This window comes from Kocuria coralli, from assembly GCF_008831305.1.
GTDB classification, from domain to species: Bacteria; Actinomycetota; Actinomycetes; order Actinomycetales; family Micrococcaceae; genus Kocuria; species Kocuria coralli.
The window spans coordinates 53,116-72,729 of the sequence record NZ_ML708610.1 but is presented as its reverse complement, the minus strand read 5'-3'; the positions used below and the strand labels follow the sequence as shown (position 1 = coordinate 72,729).

General features: G+C 70.4%; 16 protein-coding genes. 11 read left to right on the top strand and 5 right to left on the bottom strand.

The window, feature by feature from the left end:
- Positions 1 to 7 precede the first annotated feature (7 nt).
- From FCK90_RS00340 to FCK90_RS00325, 4 genes are all read left to right on the top strand, one after another.
- Positions 8 to 970, top strand: coding sequence for an ABC transporter ATP-binding protein (locus FCK90_RS00340; RefSeq protein ID WP_181954141.1), 963 nt, complete (start codon positions 8 to 10; stop codon positions 968 to 970).
- Positions 970 to 3,210 carry an FtsX-like permease family protein gene (locus FCK90_RS00335; protein ID WP_158032328.1) on the top strand — a complete coding sequence of 747 codons (2,241 nt, stop codon included), beginning with the start codon at positions 970 to 972 and terminating at the stop codon, positions 3,208 to 3,210. The genes FCK90_RS00340 and FCK90_RS00335 overlap by 1 nt, the downstream gene beginning before the upstream one ends.
- A gap of 64 nt (positions 3,211 to 3,274) precedes the next feature.
- Positions 3,275 to 4,624, top strand: coding sequence for a sensor histidine kinase (locus FCK90_RS00330; RefSeq protein WP_158032327.1), 1,350 nt, complete (start codon positions 3,275 to 3,277; stop codon positions 4,622 to 4,624).
- Positions 4,621 to 5,298 (top strand): response regulator, encoded by a 678-nt coding sequence (locus FCK90_RS00325; protein ID WP_158032326.1) that lies wholly within the window; start codon positions 4,621 to 4,623, stop codon positions 5,296 to 5,298. Before FCK90_RS00330 ends, FCK90_RS00325 begins: the two co-directional genes overlap by 4 nt.
- A gap of 162 nt (positions 5,299 to 5,460) precedes the next feature.
- Here FCK90_RS00325 and FCK90_RS00320 read toward each other — a convergent pair whose 3' ends face one another.
- Complete coding sequence (locus tag FCK90_RS00320; protein ID WP_158032325.1) at positions 5,461 to 5,937, bottom strand: hypothetical protein; 477 nt, start codon at positions 5,935 to 5,937, stop codon at positions 5,461 to 5,463.
- A 204-nt stretch (positions 5,938 to 6,141) separates the two neighbouring features.
- Between FCK90_RS00320 and FCK90_RS00315 the strand changes: the two genes are divergently transcribed.
- The 4 genes from FCK90_RS00315 to zupT all read left to right on the top strand — a co-directional run bounded on the left by FCK90_RS00315 (position 6,142) and on the right by zupT (position 9,675).
- Positions 6,142 to 7,425, top strand: coding sequence for a sensor histidine kinase (locus FCK90_RS00315; RefSeq protein ID WP_181954140.1), 1,284 nt, complete (start codon positions 6,142 to 6,144; stop codon positions 7,423 to 7,425).
- Positions 7,422 to 8,024, top strand: coding sequence for a response regulator transcription factor (locus FCK90_RS00310; protein ID WP_158032323.1), 603 nt, complete (start codon positions 7,422 to 7,424; stop codon positions 8,022 to 8,024). Before FCK90_RS00315 ends, FCK90_RS00310 begins: the two co-directional genes overlap by 4 nt.
- Before the next feature lie 128 nt (positions 8,025 to 8,152).
- A complete protein-coding gene (locus FCK90_RS00305; protein WP_246179854.1) occupies positions 8,153 to 8,794 on the top strand; it encodes a PIN domain-containing protein in 642 nt (213 codons plus the stop codon).
- 5 nt (positions 8,795 to 8,799) lie between these two features.
- Positions 8,800 to 9,675, top strand: coding sequence for a zinc transporter ZupT (zupT, locus tag FCK90_RS00300; protein ID WP_246179853.1), 876 nt, complete (start codon positions 8,800 to 8,802; stop codon positions 9,673 to 9,675).
- 24 nt (positions 9,676 to 9,699) lie between these two features.
- Here the strand turns inward: zupT and FCK90_RS00295 are convergent, their stop codons facing one another.
- Positions 9,700 to 10,281: a phage holin family protein gene (locus FCK90_RS00295; RefSeq protein ID WP_158032322.1), complete on the bottom strand. Its 582-nt coding sequence runs from the start codon at positions 10,279 to 10,281 to the stop codon at positions 9,700 to 9,702.
- 48 nt (positions 10,282 to 10,329) lie between these two features.
- On the opposite strand from FCK90_RS00295, the gene FCK90_RS00290 reads away from it, so the two are divergent.
- A complete protein-coding gene (locus tag FCK90_RS00290; RefSeq protein WP_158032321.1) occupies positions 10,330 to 12,552 on the top strand; it encodes an NADP-dependent isocitrate dehydrogenase in 2,223 nt (740 codons plus the stop codon).
- A gap of 93 nt (positions 12,553 to 12,645) precedes the next feature.
- Here the strand turns inward: FCK90_RS00290 and FCK90_RS00285 are convergent, their stop codons facing one another.
- The 3 genes from FCK90_RS00285 to FCK90_RS00275 form a co-directional block, all read right to left on the bottom strand.
- A complete protein-coding gene (locus FCK90_RS00285) occupies positions 12,646 to 13,629 on the bottom strand; it encodes a diacylglycerol/lipid kinase family protein (RefSeq protein WP_158032320.1) in 984 nt (327 codons plus the stop codon).
- Between the two features lie 61 nt (positions 13,630 to 13,690).
- On the bottom strand, positions 13,691 to 14,191 hold the full coding sequence (locus tag FCK90_RS00280; RefSeq protein WP_158032319.1) for a LapA family protein: 501 nt from the start codon (positions 14,189 to 14,191) through the stop codon (positions 13,691 to 13,693).
- Positions 14,192 to 14,295: 104 nt separating this feature from the next.
- On the bottom strand, positions 14,296 to 15,510 hold the full coding sequence (locus FCK90_RS00275; protein WP_158032318.1) for a patatin-like phospholipase family protein: 1,215 nt from the start codon (positions 15,508 to 15,510) through the stop codon (positions 14,296 to 14,298).
- Between the two features lie 177 nt (positions 15,511 to 15,687).
- Here FCK90_RS00275 and FCK90_RS00270 point away from each other — a divergent pair, with 177 nt between their 5' ends.
- Positions 15,688 to 16,902 (top strand): metallophosphoesterase family protein, encoded by a 1,215-nt coding sequence (locus FCK90_RS00270; protein WP_158032317.1) that lies wholly within the window; start codon positions 15,688 to 15,690, stop codon positions 16,900 to 16,902.
- Entirely contained in the window at positions 16,899 to 19,610 is a 2,712-nt protein-coding gene (locus tag FCK90_RS00265; protein WP_158032316.1) for an ATP-binding protein, read from the top strand. Before FCK90_RS00270 ends, FCK90_RS00265 begins: the two co-directional genes overlap by 4 nt.
- Positions 19,611 to 19,614: the final 4 nt, after the last annotated feature.

The following is a 19,614-nucleotide window of genomic DNA, read 5'->3' as shown; positions in this document are numbered from 1 at the left end:
TGGACGTATGCCACATACCTCTTCCGACGCCTCCGCCTCGTCCCCTTCCACCAGCCCCTCCTCCCGGACGGCGCCCGCCGGTCCCGCTGCCACGCCCTGGGAGCGGCAGCCCGCCGGCAGCAGCGGCACGGGTGCGGCCGTGACCGCCCGGCACGTGTCGCGCACCTATGGTTCGGGCGACCTGTCCGTCACCGCGCTGCACGACGTGTCCCTGACGATCCAGCGCGGCACCTTCACCGCCGTGGTGGGTCCGTCGGGTTCCGGCAAGTCGACCCTGGTGCACTGCCTGGCCGGGCTGGACTCGCCGGACGACCGCCCCGAGACCGTCATCCAGGTGGGCGGGCAGGACATCACCCGGATGAACGACAAGAAGCTCACGGAGTTCCGCCGCGAGCACGTCGGATTCGTATTCCAGGCCTTCAACCTGGTCCCGGTGCTGACCGCCCGGCAGAACATCGAACTGCCCCTGACCCTGGCGGGCAAGAAGCTGGATGCCCAGAGGTTGAACGCCGTGGCCGATGCCCTGGGCATCACCGACCGGCTGGATCACCGGCCCGACGAGCTGTCCGGAGGGCAGCAGCAGCGCGTGGCCATCGCCCGCGCCCTGATCGCCGACCCGGATGTCATCATCGCCGACGAGCCCACGGGCGCCCTCGACACCGAGACCACCGCCCAGGTCCTCGGCCTGCTCGCCGACACGGTGCACGATCAGGGCCACACGGTGGTGGTCGTCACCCACGATTCACGGGTGGCCGACTACGCGGACCGCACGATCCGCGTCCAGGACGGGACGATCGTCTCCGACGACCTGCGGGAGACCTCCCCCGCACACGCGCACGCCTCCGCGAACGCGTCCGGCGGCGACGCCGGGTCTCCCGCCACCCCGGACCGGGGATCCCGGCTGGGCGCCGCCCAGCCGTCCATCGCCTCTCTGGCCGCGGAGATCCGCGACCGGGGAGGGGTCCTCTGATGCGGCGGCTCGTCCTCAACCGTCTGCGTCTGCAGTGGGCGCGGTATGTGCTCATCGGACTGTGCGTGGCGGTCTCGGCCGCATTCTCCACCGCATCCTTCATGCTTTCGACCACCATGAACGCGTCCCTGGTGAGCTCGATGGCCGAGGGCAGCAGGAATGCGGACCTGGTGATCGCGACGGACAACACCTACCAGGGTCCCGACCAGCAGATGAACTTCGCGACGATGGATCAGGTCAACGAGATCGCGGAGGTGGACGGGGTGGAGGCCGTCTGGCCCCAGCCCGCGACCTATGCGGCCATGGAGGGCCAGGGCAGCAATGATCCCGGGCTCTACTTCACGGTGGCCCCCACGGACACCTCCCTCTTCCCGTGGGACCTCGCGGAGGGGGCCTTCCCCACCGAGGAGGGCGAGATCCTGCTGACCCAGGGACGGGCGGAGAGCGCCGGTCTCGCGGTGGGCGACAGTTTCACCGCCCAGCCCGCGGAGACCTACCAGGAGGCACCGGCGGACGGCTCGACGGACGCGGGGCAGGTCATCGCTCCCGAGCCCGCCGAGCTGACCGTCACGGGCATCGTGGACGTCCCGGAGATGTCCTCCTTCACCACTGGCTGGGTGACTCAATCGCAGTTCACGGCGATGTCGCCGCAGGACTCCGAGATCTATGTCAGCAGCGGCGACTCGCTCGTCCGGCTGGCCCCGGGGGCCGACCTCGAGACGGTGCGTTCGGGGATCCAGGACCTCCTGGCCGCCGACGACATCACCGCCGACGTGCTGACGCCGCAGGAGCAGACCGACCAGCTGCTCGAGGAGATGTCCGGTGATTCCAACATCATGCTCGCTTTCCTGCTGGCCTTCGCCCTGCTCGCCGCGATCGTCGCGTTCCTGGTGATCACCACGACCTTCGGGGTCCTGACGGCGCAACGGGCGCGGGAACTGGCGCTGCTGCGCTGCCTGGGGGCCACGGGCGCCCAGCTGCGCAGGTCCGTCCTGCTGGAAGCACTCGTGATCGGCGTGGTCGCCTCCGCACTGGGGGTCGCCGCCATCGTGGGCGTCGGTTTCGCGCTGAGCCCCGTGCTGCCCGACTGGGTGGTCGTGGCGGTCTCGGCACGCGATGTCCTCGCCGGCCTGGGACTGGGCGTCCTGGTGACCCTCCTGGCATCGTTCGGGCCCGCGCGGCGTGCCATGCAGGCCTCGCCCCTGGACGGCATGCGCGGTTCCCGGGCGAGCGATCGCATTCCCGTGGTCCGGTCCGCTCTCGGCACCATCGTGTTCCTGGGCGGGGCGGGCACCCTCGCGTGGGCCGCCTCGGTCCAGGACCAGGCGGTCGTGGGCATCGTCTCCGGCGCCGCCACGGGACTGGGTCTGGTGCTGACCTCCCGGCTGTGGATGCCCGGCGTGGTCTACCTGCTGGGCAAGCTGCTGCCCGGCCGCACGCCGTCGGCGTTGGCCGCGGCCAACGCCGCCCGGCATCCCGCGCGCACCACCACGACCGCCACCGCCCTGCTGATCGGCATCACCCTGGTGGCCACCGTCCTGACGGGCCACGCCGTCGCCCAGCGCTCCGTCCTGGAGCACCTGGACGAGCGCGACCCCGTGGACGTCACGATCAGCCAGCCGGTGGACGACACCGCGGTGCGCGAGCTGGAGGGGGTCGGCAACGTCCTCTCGGTCGACCGCACGGACGGCGAAACGCATATAGACCTGCAACAGGGCATCGGCGGCGGCGCGACCTCCGACGCCCTGAGCGAGATCGGCGCCATCACGGGCGCGGACTCCTGGGAGACCGGCCGGGTCGCGCTGGACAAGGCGATGTACGTGGACATCCTCAACATCATGCTCGGCGTGGCGCTCGGACTGCTCGGGGCCTCGGTCCTGGTCTCGGTGCTGGGGATCGCCTCCACGATGTCCCTGTCGGTGCTGGAGCGCACCCGCGAGAACTCGCTGCTCAGGGCCCTGGGCCTGTCCCGGGGGCAGCTGGCCTCGACCATCCGGCGCGAGGCGCTGCTGGTGGCGGCCGCGGCGTGCGCGGCCGGCGTCATCGGCGGGTGGCTGCTCGGGACCTCGGTGGTCTCGGCCATGGTGACCCCGGCCATCCCGGTGCTGCTGACCGTGCCGTGGGTCGGGTTCGCCGCCGTCGTGCTCGGCGGGTGGCTCACCGCGATGATCGCGGCGGCGCTGCCCACACGCCGCGCCACCCGGGTGTCGCCGGTCGAGGGCCTGGCCTCCGTCGAGTGACGGGGGACAATCAGGACCATCCGGGGCAGGCCCGTCGCGGCCTGCCCCGGACACGGAAGGAACCATGAGAATCCACATCTCCATCGCCCGATGGATCGAGGAGCATCCGGTCGCCATGAACGCGATCGTGGTCTCCGCGCTGGCCTTCATGACGGTCTGGGTCGGCACCATGCCGATGCCGAGTGCTTCCACTGTCCTGGCCGGCGCTCTGATAGCCCTGCCCGTCTACCTGCGGATCACCTGGCCCGCCCTGGCGGCGGTTCTCGTGGCTGCCGGCGCGGTGATCGCGGTGCCGGTGATGGGCACGTGGCCCGTCGGCGTGGGCATCTGGGCGGTACCCATGGTGATCTATCGCGTGGCCGCCACGTGCTCCCGCCGGGTACGGCTGGGAGTCCTGGGGCTCGCCCTGGCGCTGACGGCGATCTTCAACCTCTCGAGCCCGCGGTGGGCCGGCCAGAACCTCGTCCAGGCGGGCCCTGCCGATACCGGGATCGACTGGTGGATGACGATCATGATTTTCACCCCCGTGTGGCTGGTGATCGCCACGTCCTATCTGCTGGGCGATGTGAAGCGTTCCAAACTGGAGCGCCAGGAGGCCGAGGCCCAGCGGGCGCAGGCACTGGCGGAAAGGGCTGAGGCCCTGGCCGCCTGGGCCCACCGGCTGGAGGTCGAGCGGGAGCAGGAGGTCCGCATCGCCGCTCAGGACGAGCGGACCCGCATCGCCAGGGAGATGCACGACGTCATAGCCCATTCCCTCTCCGTGGTGATCACCCAGGCCGACGGCGCTCGTTACGCCGCGCAGGAGAATCCACGCGCTGCGACCGACAGCCTGGAGCGCATCTCCGCGACCGCACGGGGCTCGCTCGCGGAGATGCGCCGGCTGCTCGGCGTGCTGCGCACCGGGGAGGAGCACCAGAAGGCGCCCGTTCCCACGGCCTCGGACCTGTCCGATCTGGTGCGCAGCGTGCGCCAGGCGGGTCTGCCCGTTGAGCTGCTCCTGAACGACGCCGGTGACGCCCTGACGATGCTGTCGCCCGGTCCTTCCCTGGCGATCTACCGCCTGGTGCAGGAGGCGCTGACCAACGCCCTCAAGCACGCCCCGGGAGCCACCGCGGCCACCGTCGAGGTCCGGAGCGCGCCGGACTGGGTCGAGGTAGCCGTTCTCAACGACGGTCTGCTCGCACGCGATGGGCGGACGGTCATCCCGTCGTCGGGTCACGGCTTGCGCGGGCTAGCCGAGAGGATGAGCATCTACGGTGGACAGGTGCAGGCCGGCCCGCTGCCCGGCAATCCCGATCGGTGGATGGTCCGTGGCTGGGTCCCTACCGGCAGCGCATCCGAGACCACCGCCGACAGGGACACCCGGCCTCCGCAGGGGGCACGGTACGAGTCATCGACCGGGAGGACCCCATGACCGCCGCGGCACAACCCATCCGCGTTCTGCTGGTGGACGACCAGCCCCTGGTCCGCGGGGGCTTCTCGATGCTGATCGGCTCCCAGCCGGACCTCGTCGTGGTGGGCGAGGCCGGGGACGGCGTCCAGGCCGTCGAAGCCGTCCGCTCCTTGAGCGAGGAGGATCGAGGCCCGGACGTGGTGCTCATGGACATCCGCATGCCCCGTCAGGACGGGCTGGAGGCCACCCGGGAGATCCTGGCGCTGAGACCCCAGGTGACCGTGGTGCTGCTGACCACCTTCGACCTCGACGAATACGCCCTCGACGGCATCCGCGCGGGCGCCAGCGGCTTCCTCCTGAAAGACGCCATGCCGGAGGAGCTGCTCTCGGCCATCCGGACCTGCCATCGGGGGGATGCGGTGATCGCGCCGTCGACCACGCACCGGCTCATGCAGCGGTTCATCGATCCCCCGCGTCCGGAGGCGCAGGAGGACCCCCGGTTCAAGACGCTGACCCCGCGCGAACGGGAGGTCTTCGAGCTCGTGGGCCACGGTCTGTCCAACGCGGAGATCATGGACCGGCTGGTGCTCTCCGAACCGACGGTCAAGACGCACGTCTCCCGCATCCTGGCCAAGCTGGAGGCCCGCGACAGGGTCCAGCTGGTGGTCATGGCGCACGAATCCGGGATCGTCTGAGTTCTCCGGCAGCTCCGGGCCGGCCGGGTGGTCGGTCTGACCGTCCGTTTCCAGCGACCGGGCGATCCGCGGGTCCGTCTCACCCGAGTGGTCGATCTGATCGCCTGGCGGAGCTGACAGGCGATCAGATCGACCACTCACCGGAAGACGGCGTCCCTATGCTCACCGGCCGGCCAGGACCTCCACGCCCAGGCTCGCCAGGAGCCCGAAGCCGACGCCCCACAGGACGATCGAGATCGTCTGCCAGAGGATCACGGTGTTCTTAGAGGCACCGAAGGAGACCATGAGCGACGAGGTGATCTGGCTGGGCAGGATCCACTGTCCGAGCAGGGAGACCCCCGGGACGCCGAACCGGTCGAGCAGGCGCTTGATCCGCTGCTGCCGGGGGCTCAGCTCCGGTTCCTGACCGCCCTTGATCTTCCGCCGGGTGCCGTGGGCGATCTGGACCAGGAGGAGCATCGAGGCGAAGTTGCCGATCACGGCCGCCGGGATGGCGATGAAGAGGGGCAACCCTGCGATCACGCCGATGGCCGCTCCGAGGTAGGACTCGACGAAGGGGATGGCGCTGATCAGGATCACGCCGATCCATTGAAGTGCGTCGGGCATGGACTGCGTGAAGTTCTGCAGGGACTCGTACATGGTGTCCTCCTGTAGGAGCGAGACGGACGGGCGATCGGAACCGGAACGGGAGAGTCAAGGCTCTCCGTCGTCGGCCGGCGCCCTGTGGCGATGTCACCAATCTCCCAAATGCCGCCCCGTCCGGGCAGTGTCACGGTGTCATCGTCGTCGGTGCAGGTTTCACATCCGGACCATGACAAAAGTCATCGGTCTACGGTGAGTGCCATGACAACAGCTGACGACGCCGAGCCTCCCCGGCCCCACGCGCCGGAGGGCCGGGGCCTGGGAGTGCGCGAGTCCTGGCTCTACACATGGGGCGGCCTGGTCCTCTACGCAGTGCTGATCTATGCGCTCACCCTCATGTTCGTCGTCGTCACCTCTCCCGGGGTGACCGCGGGCCTGGTGGTCTTCATGGGGTCCACGGCCGCGGCCTTCACCGGATACGTCCTCTTCACCCGCGTCTACAAGGCAGGGCTCTGGGCGCAGAACGCCACCCTCCTCGAGAGACTGATGCTGCTGGTGCCGGCCGGCGTCGTCGTGGTCGTCTCGGTCCTGGACCCCCGCTGGACCCTCGTCGGCCTCATCCCGCCGTGGATCGCTATCAGCGCCCTCAGCATCAACGTCCCCCGCAGGGCGGCCGTACCGGTGCAGTCCATAGGCCTGGTGCTGGCCGCGGGTCAGCTGCTCAGCGCCAGGGCGATCTCCCCGGCCACGGCGCCCGAGATCTGGGCGGCGCAGCTCCCCGCCCTCTCCCCTACGTTCTTCATGGTCCTGCTCACCCCGGGGATCATCTTCTTCAGCGTGTGGTGGTGGGGCATCATCGAGAGGCTGGATCGCGCCCGCGCCGCGGAATCCGACCTGGCCGTCACGCGGGAGCGCCTGCGCTTCGCCTCGGATCTGCACGACATCCAGGGTCATCATCTGCAGGTGATCGCCCTCAAGGCCGAGCTGGCCGAGCGGCTCCTGGACCGGGACCTCGACGCCGCCCGGGTCCAGCTGCGCGAGACGCGCGAGGAGGCCCGCGCCGCCCTGGATCAGACCCGGGCCCTGGTGCACGGCCTGCGGCAGGTCTCGTTGTCCGAGGAACTGGCCAACGCGGCGGATGTCCTGACCTCGGCGGGCATCCAGTCGCAGTATTCGGGTGACCTCTCCCCGTCGAGCCCCGAGTCGCGCCGCCTCCTGGGCCTGGTCACGCGGGAGGCCACCACCAACATCCTGCGGCACGCGAAACCCACCACCGCCTCCTACCGGCTGCTGCGGGACTCCCGCGGCGACCTGTGCCTGACCGTCACCAACGACGGCGTGCGCAACGGCCATGTCCCGCCGGCCGGCGACCATCCGGGAGGGCGGGGTTCCGGCTTGGACAGTCTGCGCGAACGGCTCCGGGAGGCCGGCGGGGACCTGTCCGTGACCCGCGGAGAGGACTCCTTCACGGTCACCGCCACGCTGCCGGACGATACTGGGCCGGATACCAGCCCAGCCGCGACCACCCCGGAGGATGTCTCATGATCCGCCTGCTCATCGCCGACGACGAGCACCTCATCCGCGGAGCCCTCGTGGCCCTGCTGAACCTGGAGGAGGACATCGAGGTCGTCGCCGACACGGACACCTCCACCGGGGCCGTCGAGCTCGCCGTCGAGCACCAGCCCGACGTGTGCCTCCTGGACCTCGAGATGCCGCCCACCGATGGCCTGGACGCCTCGGAGAAGATCCTGCGATCGGTGCCCGCCAAGACCATGATCGTCACCCGCCACGCCCGCCCGGGCGTGCTGCGGCGAGCGCTGGCCTCCAAGGTCTCGGGCTTCGTACCCAAATCCACCCCGGCCGAGGAGCTGGCGGACGTGATCCGGCAGGTCGCCGCCGGCAAGCGCTACGTCGACCCGGAGATCGCCGCCTCGGCGCTGAGCGCCGAGCAGTGCCCGCTGACCGATCGCGAACTGGATGTCCTGCGCGAATCCCGGGGCACGGCGCCCATCGCGCAGATCGCCCAGCGGCTGCACCTGGCCCCGGGGACGGTCCGGAACTATCTGTCCACCGCCATGGCGAAGCTGCACGCGCACTCCCGGCACGAGGCCGCGGAGATCGCCTGGCAGCAGGGGTGGATCTGATTCCGCCCGTCGCAGAGCCGCCCGGGTGGACTACGGCCTGCCGCCGCCTCCATGGAAGCGCCCGTGAATGCCCGCCCGGGCGCGCGCGCAGTCAGCACGGCAGCGCTACCTCCCGTAGGCTCTAGGTCATGAACGAGCACGATCCGAGCTTCGCAGACCGGGAGGACCCCCGGCGCGACATCACCGACGGCGCGACCCCGGAGGACCCGGGCAGCCGCACGACCTACCTGCTGGTGGACGGCGAGAACATCGACGCCACTCTGGGCATGTCACTGCTGGAACGCAAGCCGCGTCCCGAGGAGCGCCCCCGCTGGGAGCGCGTGATGCAGGGCGCCCGGAAGCTGTGGGACCAGAAGACCAAGGGGCTGTTCTTCCTCAACGGCTCCAACGGGCACCTCCCCTTCAGCTTCGTGGCCGCCCTGCGCGGTTTCGACTATCAGGTGGTCCCGCTGTCGGGGCCCGCGCGCGTCAAGGTGGTGGACGTCGGCATCCAGCGCACCCTGGACGCCATCCTGGCCCAGGGCAGCGGTGACGTGGTGCTGGCCACTCATGACATCGACTTCGTGGATCAGCTACGCGCCCTGCTCGACGACGGCCGGCGGGTCTCCGTGCTGTGCTTCCGCGAGCTGCTCTCGGCGGGGCTGCACGATCTCGAGGAAGAGGGCCTGCAGATCGTGGATCTGGAGGATGACTTCGACGCCTTCAACGCTCCCCTGCCGCGACTGCGGATCATCGAGCTGGATTCCTTCGACCCGGCCCGTTACCTGTAACGCTGGTGGGCGGTCTGTTAGACGGCGGAGTCGCGGGCGGTGTGGGGATCGCCTTCACCCTGACGCTACTGGCCGGGCTGGCCACGGGCCTGGGCGGCCTGACCGCGTTCATGGCCGACCGCGCCAATGCACGGTTCCTGGCGATCAGCCTGGGGTTCTCGGCCGGGGTGATGCTCTACGTCTCTTTCGTGGAGATCCTGCCCAAGGCGCACGAGTTCCTCGCGGCCGAGGGGGGCGAGCGCGCCGGCGCATGGGCCATGGTGGGCGGATTCTTCGGCGGCATCGCCGTGATCGCGGTGATCGACCGGCTGGTCCCGGCCCATTCCAACCCGCATGAGTTCACCCACGAGCCCCAGGACATCCCCCGCGGCCCGCTGGGTCCTGCACGACCCCTCCAGCCGTCGGAGCCGGTGCGCAGCGCCCGGGACTCGGCCCTGCTGCGCATGGGGCTGCTGACGGCGGTGGCGATCGCGATCCACAACTTCCCCGAGGGGTTCGCCACCTTCATGACGGCACTGGCCGACCCTGAGCTGGCCATCCCCGTCACGGTGGCCATCGCGCTGCACAACGTCCCGGAGGGCATCGCCGTGGCCGTGCCCGTCTACCAGGCCACCGGCTCCAAGATGAAGGCGCTGGGCTTGGCCTTCGTCTCCGGACTGGCGGAGCCGGTGGGCGCCGTGCTCGGTTTCGCGGTGCTCCGGCCGTGGCTGACGGACACCCTGTTCGGCGTCGTGTTCGCCGCCGTCGCGGGGATCATGGTGTTCATCTCCCTGGACAAGCTGCTGCCGACCTCCGAGAAGTACGGCGGCCACCACCTCTCCGTCTACGGCCTGGTGGCGGGCATGGCGGTCATGGCCGTCAGCCTGGTCATGCTCATCTGACCATCGACCTCAGCGGTATCTCGCTCAGCGGTATCTCTCCGGGGAGTTCCCGTAGTTCCTGCGGCCCTGCGGCTCGAACATGCCGAGGACCAGGCTCACCACCGAGATCACCAGGGAGCCCAGGACGGCGGCCGGCCAGAAGCCCTCCACGTGCCACGCTCCCCCGAACCAGCTCATGATCCATGAGGCGGCCAGGAGCATGATCGCGTTGATCACGATCAGGAAGAGCCCGAAGGTCAGGATCACCAGGCACCCGGTGAGGATCGTGAAGATCGGTTTCACCACGGCGTTCAGCGCACCGAGAACAGCGGCCACGGCGATGACCGCGAGCACCTGGGCGCCCGTGCTGCTGTTCGTGATGTAGATGCCGGGTACCAGGAAGGTCGCGGCCGCCACGGCGAGCGCGTTCACCAGCCAACGCCAAATCAAGAGGATCTCCAATGCTCGGGGACACGGGCTCCAGGCCACCGCTCGGTGGAAGGGCCGAGGTCTCGTCGATCCCACTATGCCCCAATCGGCTCCGAAACCGGCGGGAACGGGCTGGTCACGACCTGGCGATGCGGGCGGCCGGCAACGGGGATCGGGTAAGTTGAACGCAGATCGCATCCTGTTTCCAGGACGCATGACGTCGCACACGAGGGAGTATCGACTCATATGCCCAAGATCATCTGGACCAAGACCGACGAAGCCCCTTTGCTGGCCACCTACTCGTTCAAGCCGATCGTGGAGGCCTTCGCCACCGCGGCGGGCGTCGAGGTGGAGACCCGGGATATCTCGCTGGCGGGCCGCATCATCGCTCAGTTCCCCGAGCGCCTGACCGAGGCGCAGCGCATCAACGACGCACTGGCCGAGCTCGGTGAGCTGGCCAAGACTCCTGAGGCCAACATCGTCAAGCTGCCGAACATCTCGGCCTCCGTGCCGCAGCTCAAGGCCGCGGTCAAGGAGCTGCAGTCCCAGGGCTACGACCTCCCCGACTACCCCGAGGACCCGCAGACGGACGAGGAGCGCGACGTCCGCTCCCGCTACGACAAGGTGAAGGGCTCGGCGGTCAACCCGGTCCTGCGCGAGGGCAACTCCGATCGCCGCGCCCCCAAGGCCGTGAAGAACTACGCGCGGAAGAACCCGCACCGCATGGGCGCCTGGAGCTCCGACTCCAAGACCAACGTGGCCACGATGGGCGTCGACGACTTCCGCTCCAACGAGGCCTCCGTCGTCATCCCCGAGGACGACACCCTCCAGATCCGCCTGCGCGACGCCGCGGGTGAGATCACCGTGCTCAAGGACTCCGTGCCGGTCCTGGCCGGTGAGGTCGTGGATGCGACCTTCATGTCGGCCCGGGCCCTGGACGAGTTCCTGGCCGCCCAGGTCGAGCGCGCCAAGGAGGAGGGCGTGCTGTTCTCGGTGCACCTGAAGGCCACCATGATGAAGGTCTCCGACCCCATCATCTTCGGCCACGTGGTCAAGGCGTTCTTCCCCGAGGTCTTCAAGGCCTACGGCGACAAGCTCGCCGCTGCCGGTCTGTCCCCCAACGACGGCCTGGGCGCGATCCTCTCGGGCCTGGACGCCCTGTCCGACGACGACGCAGCCGCGGTGCGCGCCGCCATCGAGCTGGGCCTCGCCGAGGGCCCCGCCCTGGCCTATGTGAACTCCCACAAGGGCATCACCAACCTGCACGTGCCTTCCGACGTGATCGTGGACGCCTCCATGCCCGCGATGATCCGTACCTCGGGACATATGTGGTCCAAGGACGACGCCGAGGAGGACACCCTGGCCGTGCTGCCGGATTCGTCCTACGCCGGTGTGTACCAGGCCGTGATCGACGACTGCCGCGCCAACGGCGCCTACGATCCCACCACGATGGGCACCGTGCCCAACGTAGGGCTCATGGCGCAGAAGGCCGAGGAGTACGGCTCGCACGACAAGACCTTCGAGATCCCCGAGGACGGGATCGTCGAGATCCTCAACGGCGCCGGCGAGGTCCTGCTCTCGCACAACGTCGAGGCCGGGGACATCTGGCGCGCCTGCCAGACCAAGGACGCCCCCATCAAGGACTGGGTACAGCTGGCCGTGCGCCGCTCCCGCGAGTCCGGGACGCCCGCCGTGTTCTGGCTGGACAAGACCCGCGCCCACGACCGGAACCTCATCGAGAAGGTCAACACCTACCTGGCCGATGAGGACACCGAGGGCCTGGACATCCGCATCCTCTCGCCCGTGGAAGCCACCGAGCTGTCGGTGTCGCGCATCCGCAAGGGCGAGGACACCATCTCCGTTACCGGCAACGTGCTGCGCGACTACCTGACGGATCTGTTCCCGATCCTGGAGCTGGGCACCTCCGCCAAGATGCTCTCCATCGTGCCGTTGATGAACGGCGGCGGCCTGTTCGAGACCGGTGCCGGCGGCTCCGCGCCCAAGCACGTCCAGCAGCTGGTCGAGGAGAACCACCTGCGCTGGGACTCCCTGGGCGAGTTCCTGGCCCTCGCCGCCTCGTTCGAGCACCTGGCCTCGCGCTACGACAATGCCCGTGCGCAGGTACTGGCCGATGCCCTGGACGCGGCGACCGGTCGTTTCCTGGACGAGAACAAGTCTCCCTCCCGCAAGGCCGGGGAGATCGACAACCGCGGTTCGCACTTCTACCTCGCCCTGTACTGGGCCCAGGAACTGGCCCGCCAGACCGAGGACGCCGAGCTGGCGGCCGCGTTCGAGGACGTCGCCACCGCGTTGACCGACAACGAGCAGGTCATCGCCGACGAGCTGCTCTCCGTGCAGGGATCCCCGGCGGAGATCGGCGGCTACTACCAGCCCGTCGATGAGAAGGCCTTCGCCGTCATGCGCCCCTCGGCCACCTTCAACGGCGTGATCGACGGGATGAAGGGCTGATCGTCCCCACCCGGCGTCCGGGCTGACCCCGGACGCGCCACGAGGTGCCCGCTCCGTACCGAGGTACGGGGCGGGCACCTCGTTTTTCCGGCTTCACGGCTCCGGCGCCGGTCCTGGTTCTGGCGAGGGACGGCGCGGTGCCGGGAGCACCACGCGCAGACAGGCGTGGCTGACCCAGAACTCGGCCTCTCGGGCGGACCCCATGGCATCGCCGTCGAGCTGCAGGTCCACCGGCTCGGAGCTGGAGATCTTCACGCCGTGCACGAGCCGGTATTCCAGGGCCGTGGCGCTCTGAGGCCGGCGACGCAGCCCGTGGAAGGCCACCCCCGCCCAGGCCAGAGGGCGATCCGGGAGAACGCGGAGGAGCTCGAGGGTGCCTGAGTCCGAGCGCACCGATGGGAACACGGTGATCCCGGCGGGAATGGCCGGCGTGTTGCCGAGCAGGATCGACCAGGCCCGCAGGTCGACGGGAGCTCCCCCGTCGACGCTGACCGCGAGATGCGCCGGAGGCCGGCGCAGATGACGGGCCCCGGCGGCGATGTAGGCGAGCCAGCCCAGGCGGTCCTTCGCCGTCTCGCTGGTCTCCGTCACGGTTGTCGCATCCGCGCCCATCCCGGCCGCGGCCAGGAAGGTCTCCTGTCTCCAGTCCTCCGCCGCGTTCCCCGCAGACCGCGCAGCCGGGGTCCATCGCACGTAGCCGATGTCGTGGAGGGTCGCCGCGCCATCGACGGCGGCCAGGAGATCCCGGTAGAGGGCGGCCCTGTCACCTCGGCCACGGCGGCGGAGACCCAGGTTCAGGGCGAACAGGTTGGCCGTCCCCGTCGGGACGATCGCCAGTGCCGTCTGCGTGCCGGCGAGAGACGAGGCGACGTGGCGCACCGTGCCGTCACCGCCGGCCACGATCACCCGGGAGGCGCCTGCGCGCACGGCCCGCCGCGCCTGCTCCGCACCGGGCTGGTCGGCCGTGGTGTAGAGGAAGGTGGGGACGGGCAGGCCCCTGTCGCGGCAGACGTCCAGCAGGGCGTACTCGACGGCCGCGGCGTTGCGGCGAGCGGGATTGATGATGCCGACGATCATGGCCGGATGCTCCGGGGCGGCGCTGCTCAGGTCAGCGGGGTGGTATCACCACGTCGGGTCGTCAGCGCAGGGTGCGCTTGATCGACTCCCTCTCCTTCTCCAGCCGGTGCAGCCGGCGGGTGACGACGATCAGGCGGATGGACCCGACCATGGCCATGATCAGCGCCCCGGCGATCGCGGACAGCAGCATGGCGACCCCCAACGGGAGCGTGAACTGCCAGGACATGTAGGTGATCAGGACGTCGTTGAGGTTCTGGAGGATGAACACGAGCAGGAGGATCAGGATGATCAGGCCGACGATCAGCGCCACCCAGGTGGCGCCGCTGATCCCGCCCTTGGCCCGGCCATCGAGGTTCGGGTCGAGTTCGGTGGCGGTGCCCTTCTCCGGTGCACCCGATGCGGGTCCGGGCTGGCGGGCGTTCTGCTCACCCGGGACGGCCGCGTCCCGGGCACGGGGCTGCTGCCCGGGCTGGTTGCCTGCATCGCCGGCCCGGTCATCAGCGCCCGAGGGCTCGTTCCAGGGCGTGCCGTCGGACGGGGTCTGCGGGGGGTTGTACGACATCAAGACCTCCGAGCTAGTAGTAGCGACCAGTAGTGCTGTTCAGCAGCGCCGTCCGGTCCTGCCGGCCGGCGATCCTTGCTGAGTTCACCCTACATTCAGGCAGGTCACAGTCCAGCCCGGTCGAGTGCGGTCACCGCCAGCTTCCTCCCCACCCCGATGACCTCCTCCGCGCGGTCGAAGTCGAAGGTCGCGCACGTGTCCGAGGGAACGGAGATCAGGACGTCGGGGGGCTGCACCGCCAGGCGGGGCAGTTCGATGGCCGTCTGCATGACTTCGAGCGCGGAGACCATCATGTCCACGGTGGAGAGGTCCTTGGGCAGGCCGGTGAAACCGGCGGCCCATTCCGCGGGGATCTTGCCGGCTCCCCTGCCGCCACCGCGGCGTCCGTCACCGCCCGCATGGGGTGACGCGCCGTCGGCCCCGGTGTGGCGCGAACGGCGTCCCTGGCCCGACGCCCTGCTCATGCCGTAACCCCGGGCTGCCGGCCCCCGCCACGGCTGGGCGAAGAGATCGCGCCACCGTGCAGTCAGCGTCGCGGGATCGCTCTCCGCGGAGCCCGCCTGAGCATCGCCCCGGGTAGGTGCCGGTTGTTCGTCCGGCCCGCCCTCGCCGCCGTCATGGTCGCTGTCATGGTGGCTGCCGCGGTCGGCGTCATGATCGTGGGAGGCGTTCGAGAGGGCGGCCTCCGCAGCCTCGGACGGCGGGCTGTCCCCCGGTTCGGGTCCCTGCTCCGCGTGCAGACCCGGGTCGACCGCCTGCTGCCCGAGCTGGGGCCGGTCCCGGCCGAACAGGGACACGGCCACCGTGGCCTCGGAGATGAAATGCGAGGAGGCGTCCACGGGCAGGGGGTTGAGGATGCCGCCGTCGGCCAGAAGCCGGCCGCGATACACCACGGGGGTGATGGCGGTGGGGATGGCCACCGAGGCCCGGATGGCGGTCAGCAGCGGCCCCTCGTGGAACCAGACCTCGCGCCGGTTGGTCAGATCGGTCGCCACCGCCGTGTACGGAATGGGCAGGTCCTCGATGTGAACGTCCCCCACGATGGCGTGGAGCCGGTCCATGAGCTTGTCCGCCTTGAACAGCCCGGGGCCGCTGACCGTGAGATCGGCGTACCGGAAGACGTCGCTGCGACGCAGGGGCAGCACGAAGTCCCTGAACTCCTCGAGCGCACCCGCCGCGTAGAACCCGCCCACGAGCGCGCCCATGGAGCAGCCCGAGATCGAGACGATCTCATGGCCGCGGGCCAGGAGCTCGTCGATCACCCCCAGGTGCGCGTATCCACGGGCGCCACCCGAGCCCAGAACCAGTGCGATCTTCATCGGGTGGCTCCTCCATGCGCGAGTCGGTCCTGTACGAGTCGGTTACGAGTCGGTCGGTCGCTTTCAGTGTGTCACTACCGGCCGACAACTCAATCCCGCGGCGGGGTGCCCTTGAGCTGTCCGACCGCCCCCGTAGGGTCGGGGTGTCATCCCGTGACGCGCAGCGAAAGGCCCGCGATGGTTCGGTTCCTCCACACCAGCGATTGGCAGCTGGGCATGACCCGGCACTACCTGGACGCCGATGCCCAGCCCCGGTTCACGGGCGACCGGATTCAGACGGTCCGCAGGATCCTCCGGCTGGCCGTCGACCGCGGATGCGCTTTCGTGGTGGTCGCCGGCGACGTCTTCGAGCACCCCAACCTGGGCGCGCAGGACATGGGCCGGGCCCTGGAAGCCATGGGGTCCCAGGAGGTGCCCCTCTACCTTCTGCCCGGCAACCACGACCCCCTCGGCACTGGATCGCTGTGGTCCTCCACCTGGATCCGGGACCGGCTTCCGGCCAACGTCACGGTGCTGGACTCGGTGGGGCCGTGGCCCGTGGCCCAGGGCGTGGAGATCGTCGCAGCGCCCTGGACCAGCAAGAGGCCGGATGCCGACCCCGTCGCGGGCAGCCTCCGGGGGCTCGAGGCGGACGGCACCGTCCGCCTCCTGGTGGGACACGGGATGCTGGAGGACCTGGAGCCGGACGTCTCCTCGCCCGTCGTGGTCCGGCGCGCTCCGCTCGAGGCTGCCCTGGAGGCCGGGAGCATCCACTACATCGCCCTGGGCGATCGCCACATCAGGTGGCCCCGCGACGGCTCCGGCGCGATCCAGTACTCCGGGGCCCACGAGAGCACCGGTTTCCGTGAGCCGGGGTGCGGGCAGGTGCTCGAGGTGGAGCTCGGGCCGGGGTCTCCGCCTCGGGTGACCGGGCACGAGGTGGGTTCGTGGCAGCACGTCGTGATCGCCCGCGAGCTCGCCACCCGGGCCGACGTCGCCGCCCTGGCCGCGGCCCTCGACGCCCTGTCTCCCAAGGAACGCAGCGTCGTCAAGACCGCTCTCACGGGTTCTCTGACGATCGCCGAGCGCGCTGAGCTGGATCGGGTCATCGCCGATCGCCTGCCGCTCTTCGCCTCCCTCGAGGAGTGGGATCGCCGCACGGACGTGGTGGTGGTGCCCGACGACGGGGAACTGGCCCAGCTGGACCTCGGCGGTTACGTGCAGCAGTCCCTCGACCATCTGCTCTCCATGGCACGGGCAGGCCGGGCCGCCGACGACGCCGTGGCTCCTGGTGGGAGCCCGGAGCCCGACGACGACCGCCTGCCGCCCGAGCCCACGGCCCCTCCGCAGCACGAGGTGGCGCAGGACGCCGTGCGGCTCCTGGTGCGCCTCACGGGAGGGGCGGCACGATGAGGCTCCACCGCATCCAGCTCGAGAACTTCAAGGGCGTCACCCACCGGGAGGTGACGTTCCCCGATACCGGCATCGCGGTGCTGATCGGCCCCAACGAGGCCGGAAAGTCCTCGATCATCGAGGCCCTGGACCTCCTCCTCGAGACGGTACCCACGTCCAAGAGCAAAGCGGTGCTCAGCGCCCGTCCCGAGGGCCGCGACGTCGGCGTCTGCGTCGAGGCGGAGTTCACCGTGAACGAGCACCGGCTGCGCTATCGGAAGCGGTGGCTGAAGAGCACCGGGGCCGAGCTGGAGTACGTCGCCGGGCCCTCTGCGGGACGCACGGCCACGGGACGGCAGGCCCACGACGCCGTCCAGGAGCTGCTCGACGGCAGTGACCGGACGCTGTGGAACGCCCTGCGGCTCCTGCAGTCAGGTGCCCGGAGCGACGACTTCTCGGGCTCCACCGCCCTGAGGCAGGCCCTCGAAGCCGGCGGTGGCCACGAGGCGGACGATGCTGCGGTCGGCACCACGGTCCTGGCGGCCGCCCGCGCGGAGCGCGCCCGCTACTTCACCGACCACGGCCGGGAGAAGGCCGAGACGCTCGCTCTCCGCCGTCGGTACCGGGACTGCACGGAGCGGCATGAGGAGGCCGAACAGCGCCTGCGGGAGATCGCGGCGGCGGTCGACACCTACGACCGGAAGACCTCCGAGGCACGGAGGGCCAAGGAGGCCGTGACCTCCGCCCGAGCGGACCTGGAGACCGCCGGGCAGGCGGCCGCCGAGGTCGAGGAGCTCAAACGACGGCGCGACGCAGCCGGCGTCGCCCTCGAGGTGGCCACCGATCACGCCGGACGCGCCGTCCAGGATCAGAACGCGCGCGCGTCCCTGGTGGAAAGACTCGACCGCTCCGCCCGGGACCTCGAGCAGCTGGGCGAGGACCTGTCGGAACTGCGCGAGACCGCGGCGCAGCAGGAGGAGGCAGCTGCGACGGCGCGCGGCGCCCTGGGTGAAGCGCGAGAGGCCGAGCGCACCGCCCGGGCGGCCGAGCAGCGGGCACGCGCAGCCGAGCAGAGGACGCGCGATGCCGAGCGTCTCGCGGAGCTGGAAACCCTCCTGGCAGACCTGGACGCACTGGCCCAGGAGGCCCGTACTCTCGGCCGGCATGAGCCATCCGGGATCACCTCCAGCACCCTGGAGAGCCTGGAACACGCTCTGCGAGCCGTGGAACTCGCCGAGATGCAGCTGCAGGCGGGCTCCGCCCAGGTCACCGTCACGGCGCTGGGGCAGCAGCCCTCCGCCACGGTCGACGGCATCGCACTCGGACTGGAGACGGGCGAAGCCCTCAGGCGGGCCGTCACCGAGACCGTCACGGTGGAGGTCCCCCGCAGCATCCGGGTGGTGGTCGAGCCGGAGGACGGTCTGTCCAGCCGGCAGGCCGTTCTCCGGCGGGCAGCGGACGCGCTGGAGTCTGCGCTGGCCGCCGCCGGGGTGGCCACGGTCCGTGAGGCACGTGAGGCTCTGGAGCGGGACCGGGAGAACGAACGCCGGGTCGGGGCTCTGAAGGAGCGCCGCCGGCTGGTACTGCAACGCCGGGACGAGACCGCACTGCGCGAGGAGCACAGGACGCTGGCCGCAGCCCTTGGAGGTGAGAACGCGGAGAAGAGCGGAGACGGCGCAGGCCCGGGCAACGGGCCGGATCCGGCCCTTCCTCCGGACGCCCCCGGGACCGGCGCTACCGGATCGGCGGATCTGCCGGCTCTGCGCGTGGCCGTCGAGGAAGCAGCCGCCCTGGCCGAGGAGGCGCGTGAGAGCTCTCTGCGGTGCGAACAGGCTCTTCAGCGCGCGGACACCGCGGCGGGCGAGGCGCGGACGGTTCTCGCCCGGGCGATCACCGAGGTGGAGTCCGGCCAGCGGGTCCTCGCGGATCACTCGGAGCAGCTCCAGGAAGCACGGTCCAAGGCCAGTGACGCGTCGCTGACGGCGGCCGTCGAGGAAACGGCCGCGGCGCAGGCGGCGGCGCAGGCCACCGTGACCGACCTGGAGACCCGGTGGGCGGAGGCCAACGCCGAGCAGGTGCTCGGCCTGGCCCGCGGCCATCAGACGCGGCTGGACCATGCGCTCGCCATGCTGGAGACCGCCCAGGCGGAACGGTCCCGGGCGGAGGGCGCCCTGGATGGCCTGGACCGGGATGCCCGGCAGCGGGAGTACGACGCTGCGCTCACGGAGGCTCGCGCCGTGGCCAGGGAGCTGACGGCCCACCTGCGCCGGGCGGCGGCCGCCGGACTGCTCGCCGACACCCTGGAGGACTACCAGGCCCAGGCGCACCGGCGGTACAACGCCCCATTCCGCCGTCAGCTCGAGTCACTGGGCCGGACGGTCTTCGGCTCCACCTTCGAAGTCGAGCTGGCAGATGATCTGACCATCACCCGGCGGGGGCTCAAGGGCACCTGGCTGGAGGTCTCCGCCCTCTCCACGGGGGCACGGGAGCAGCTCGATGTGCTGATCCGGCTGGCGGTCGCCACACTGGTCGACCCCGACGACGGCGTGCCCGTGATCCTCGACGACACCCTGGGCCATTCCGACCCCAACCGGCTGGTCAGCCTGTCTTCAGCGCTTGAAGCCGCGGGCACGAGGGCGCAGGTGATCCTGCTGACCGCCACCCCGGACCGCTTCGCCTCCGTGCCCGGAGCCACCACCATCCGGGTGGACGATCCGGCCCGGGGCTGAGCCC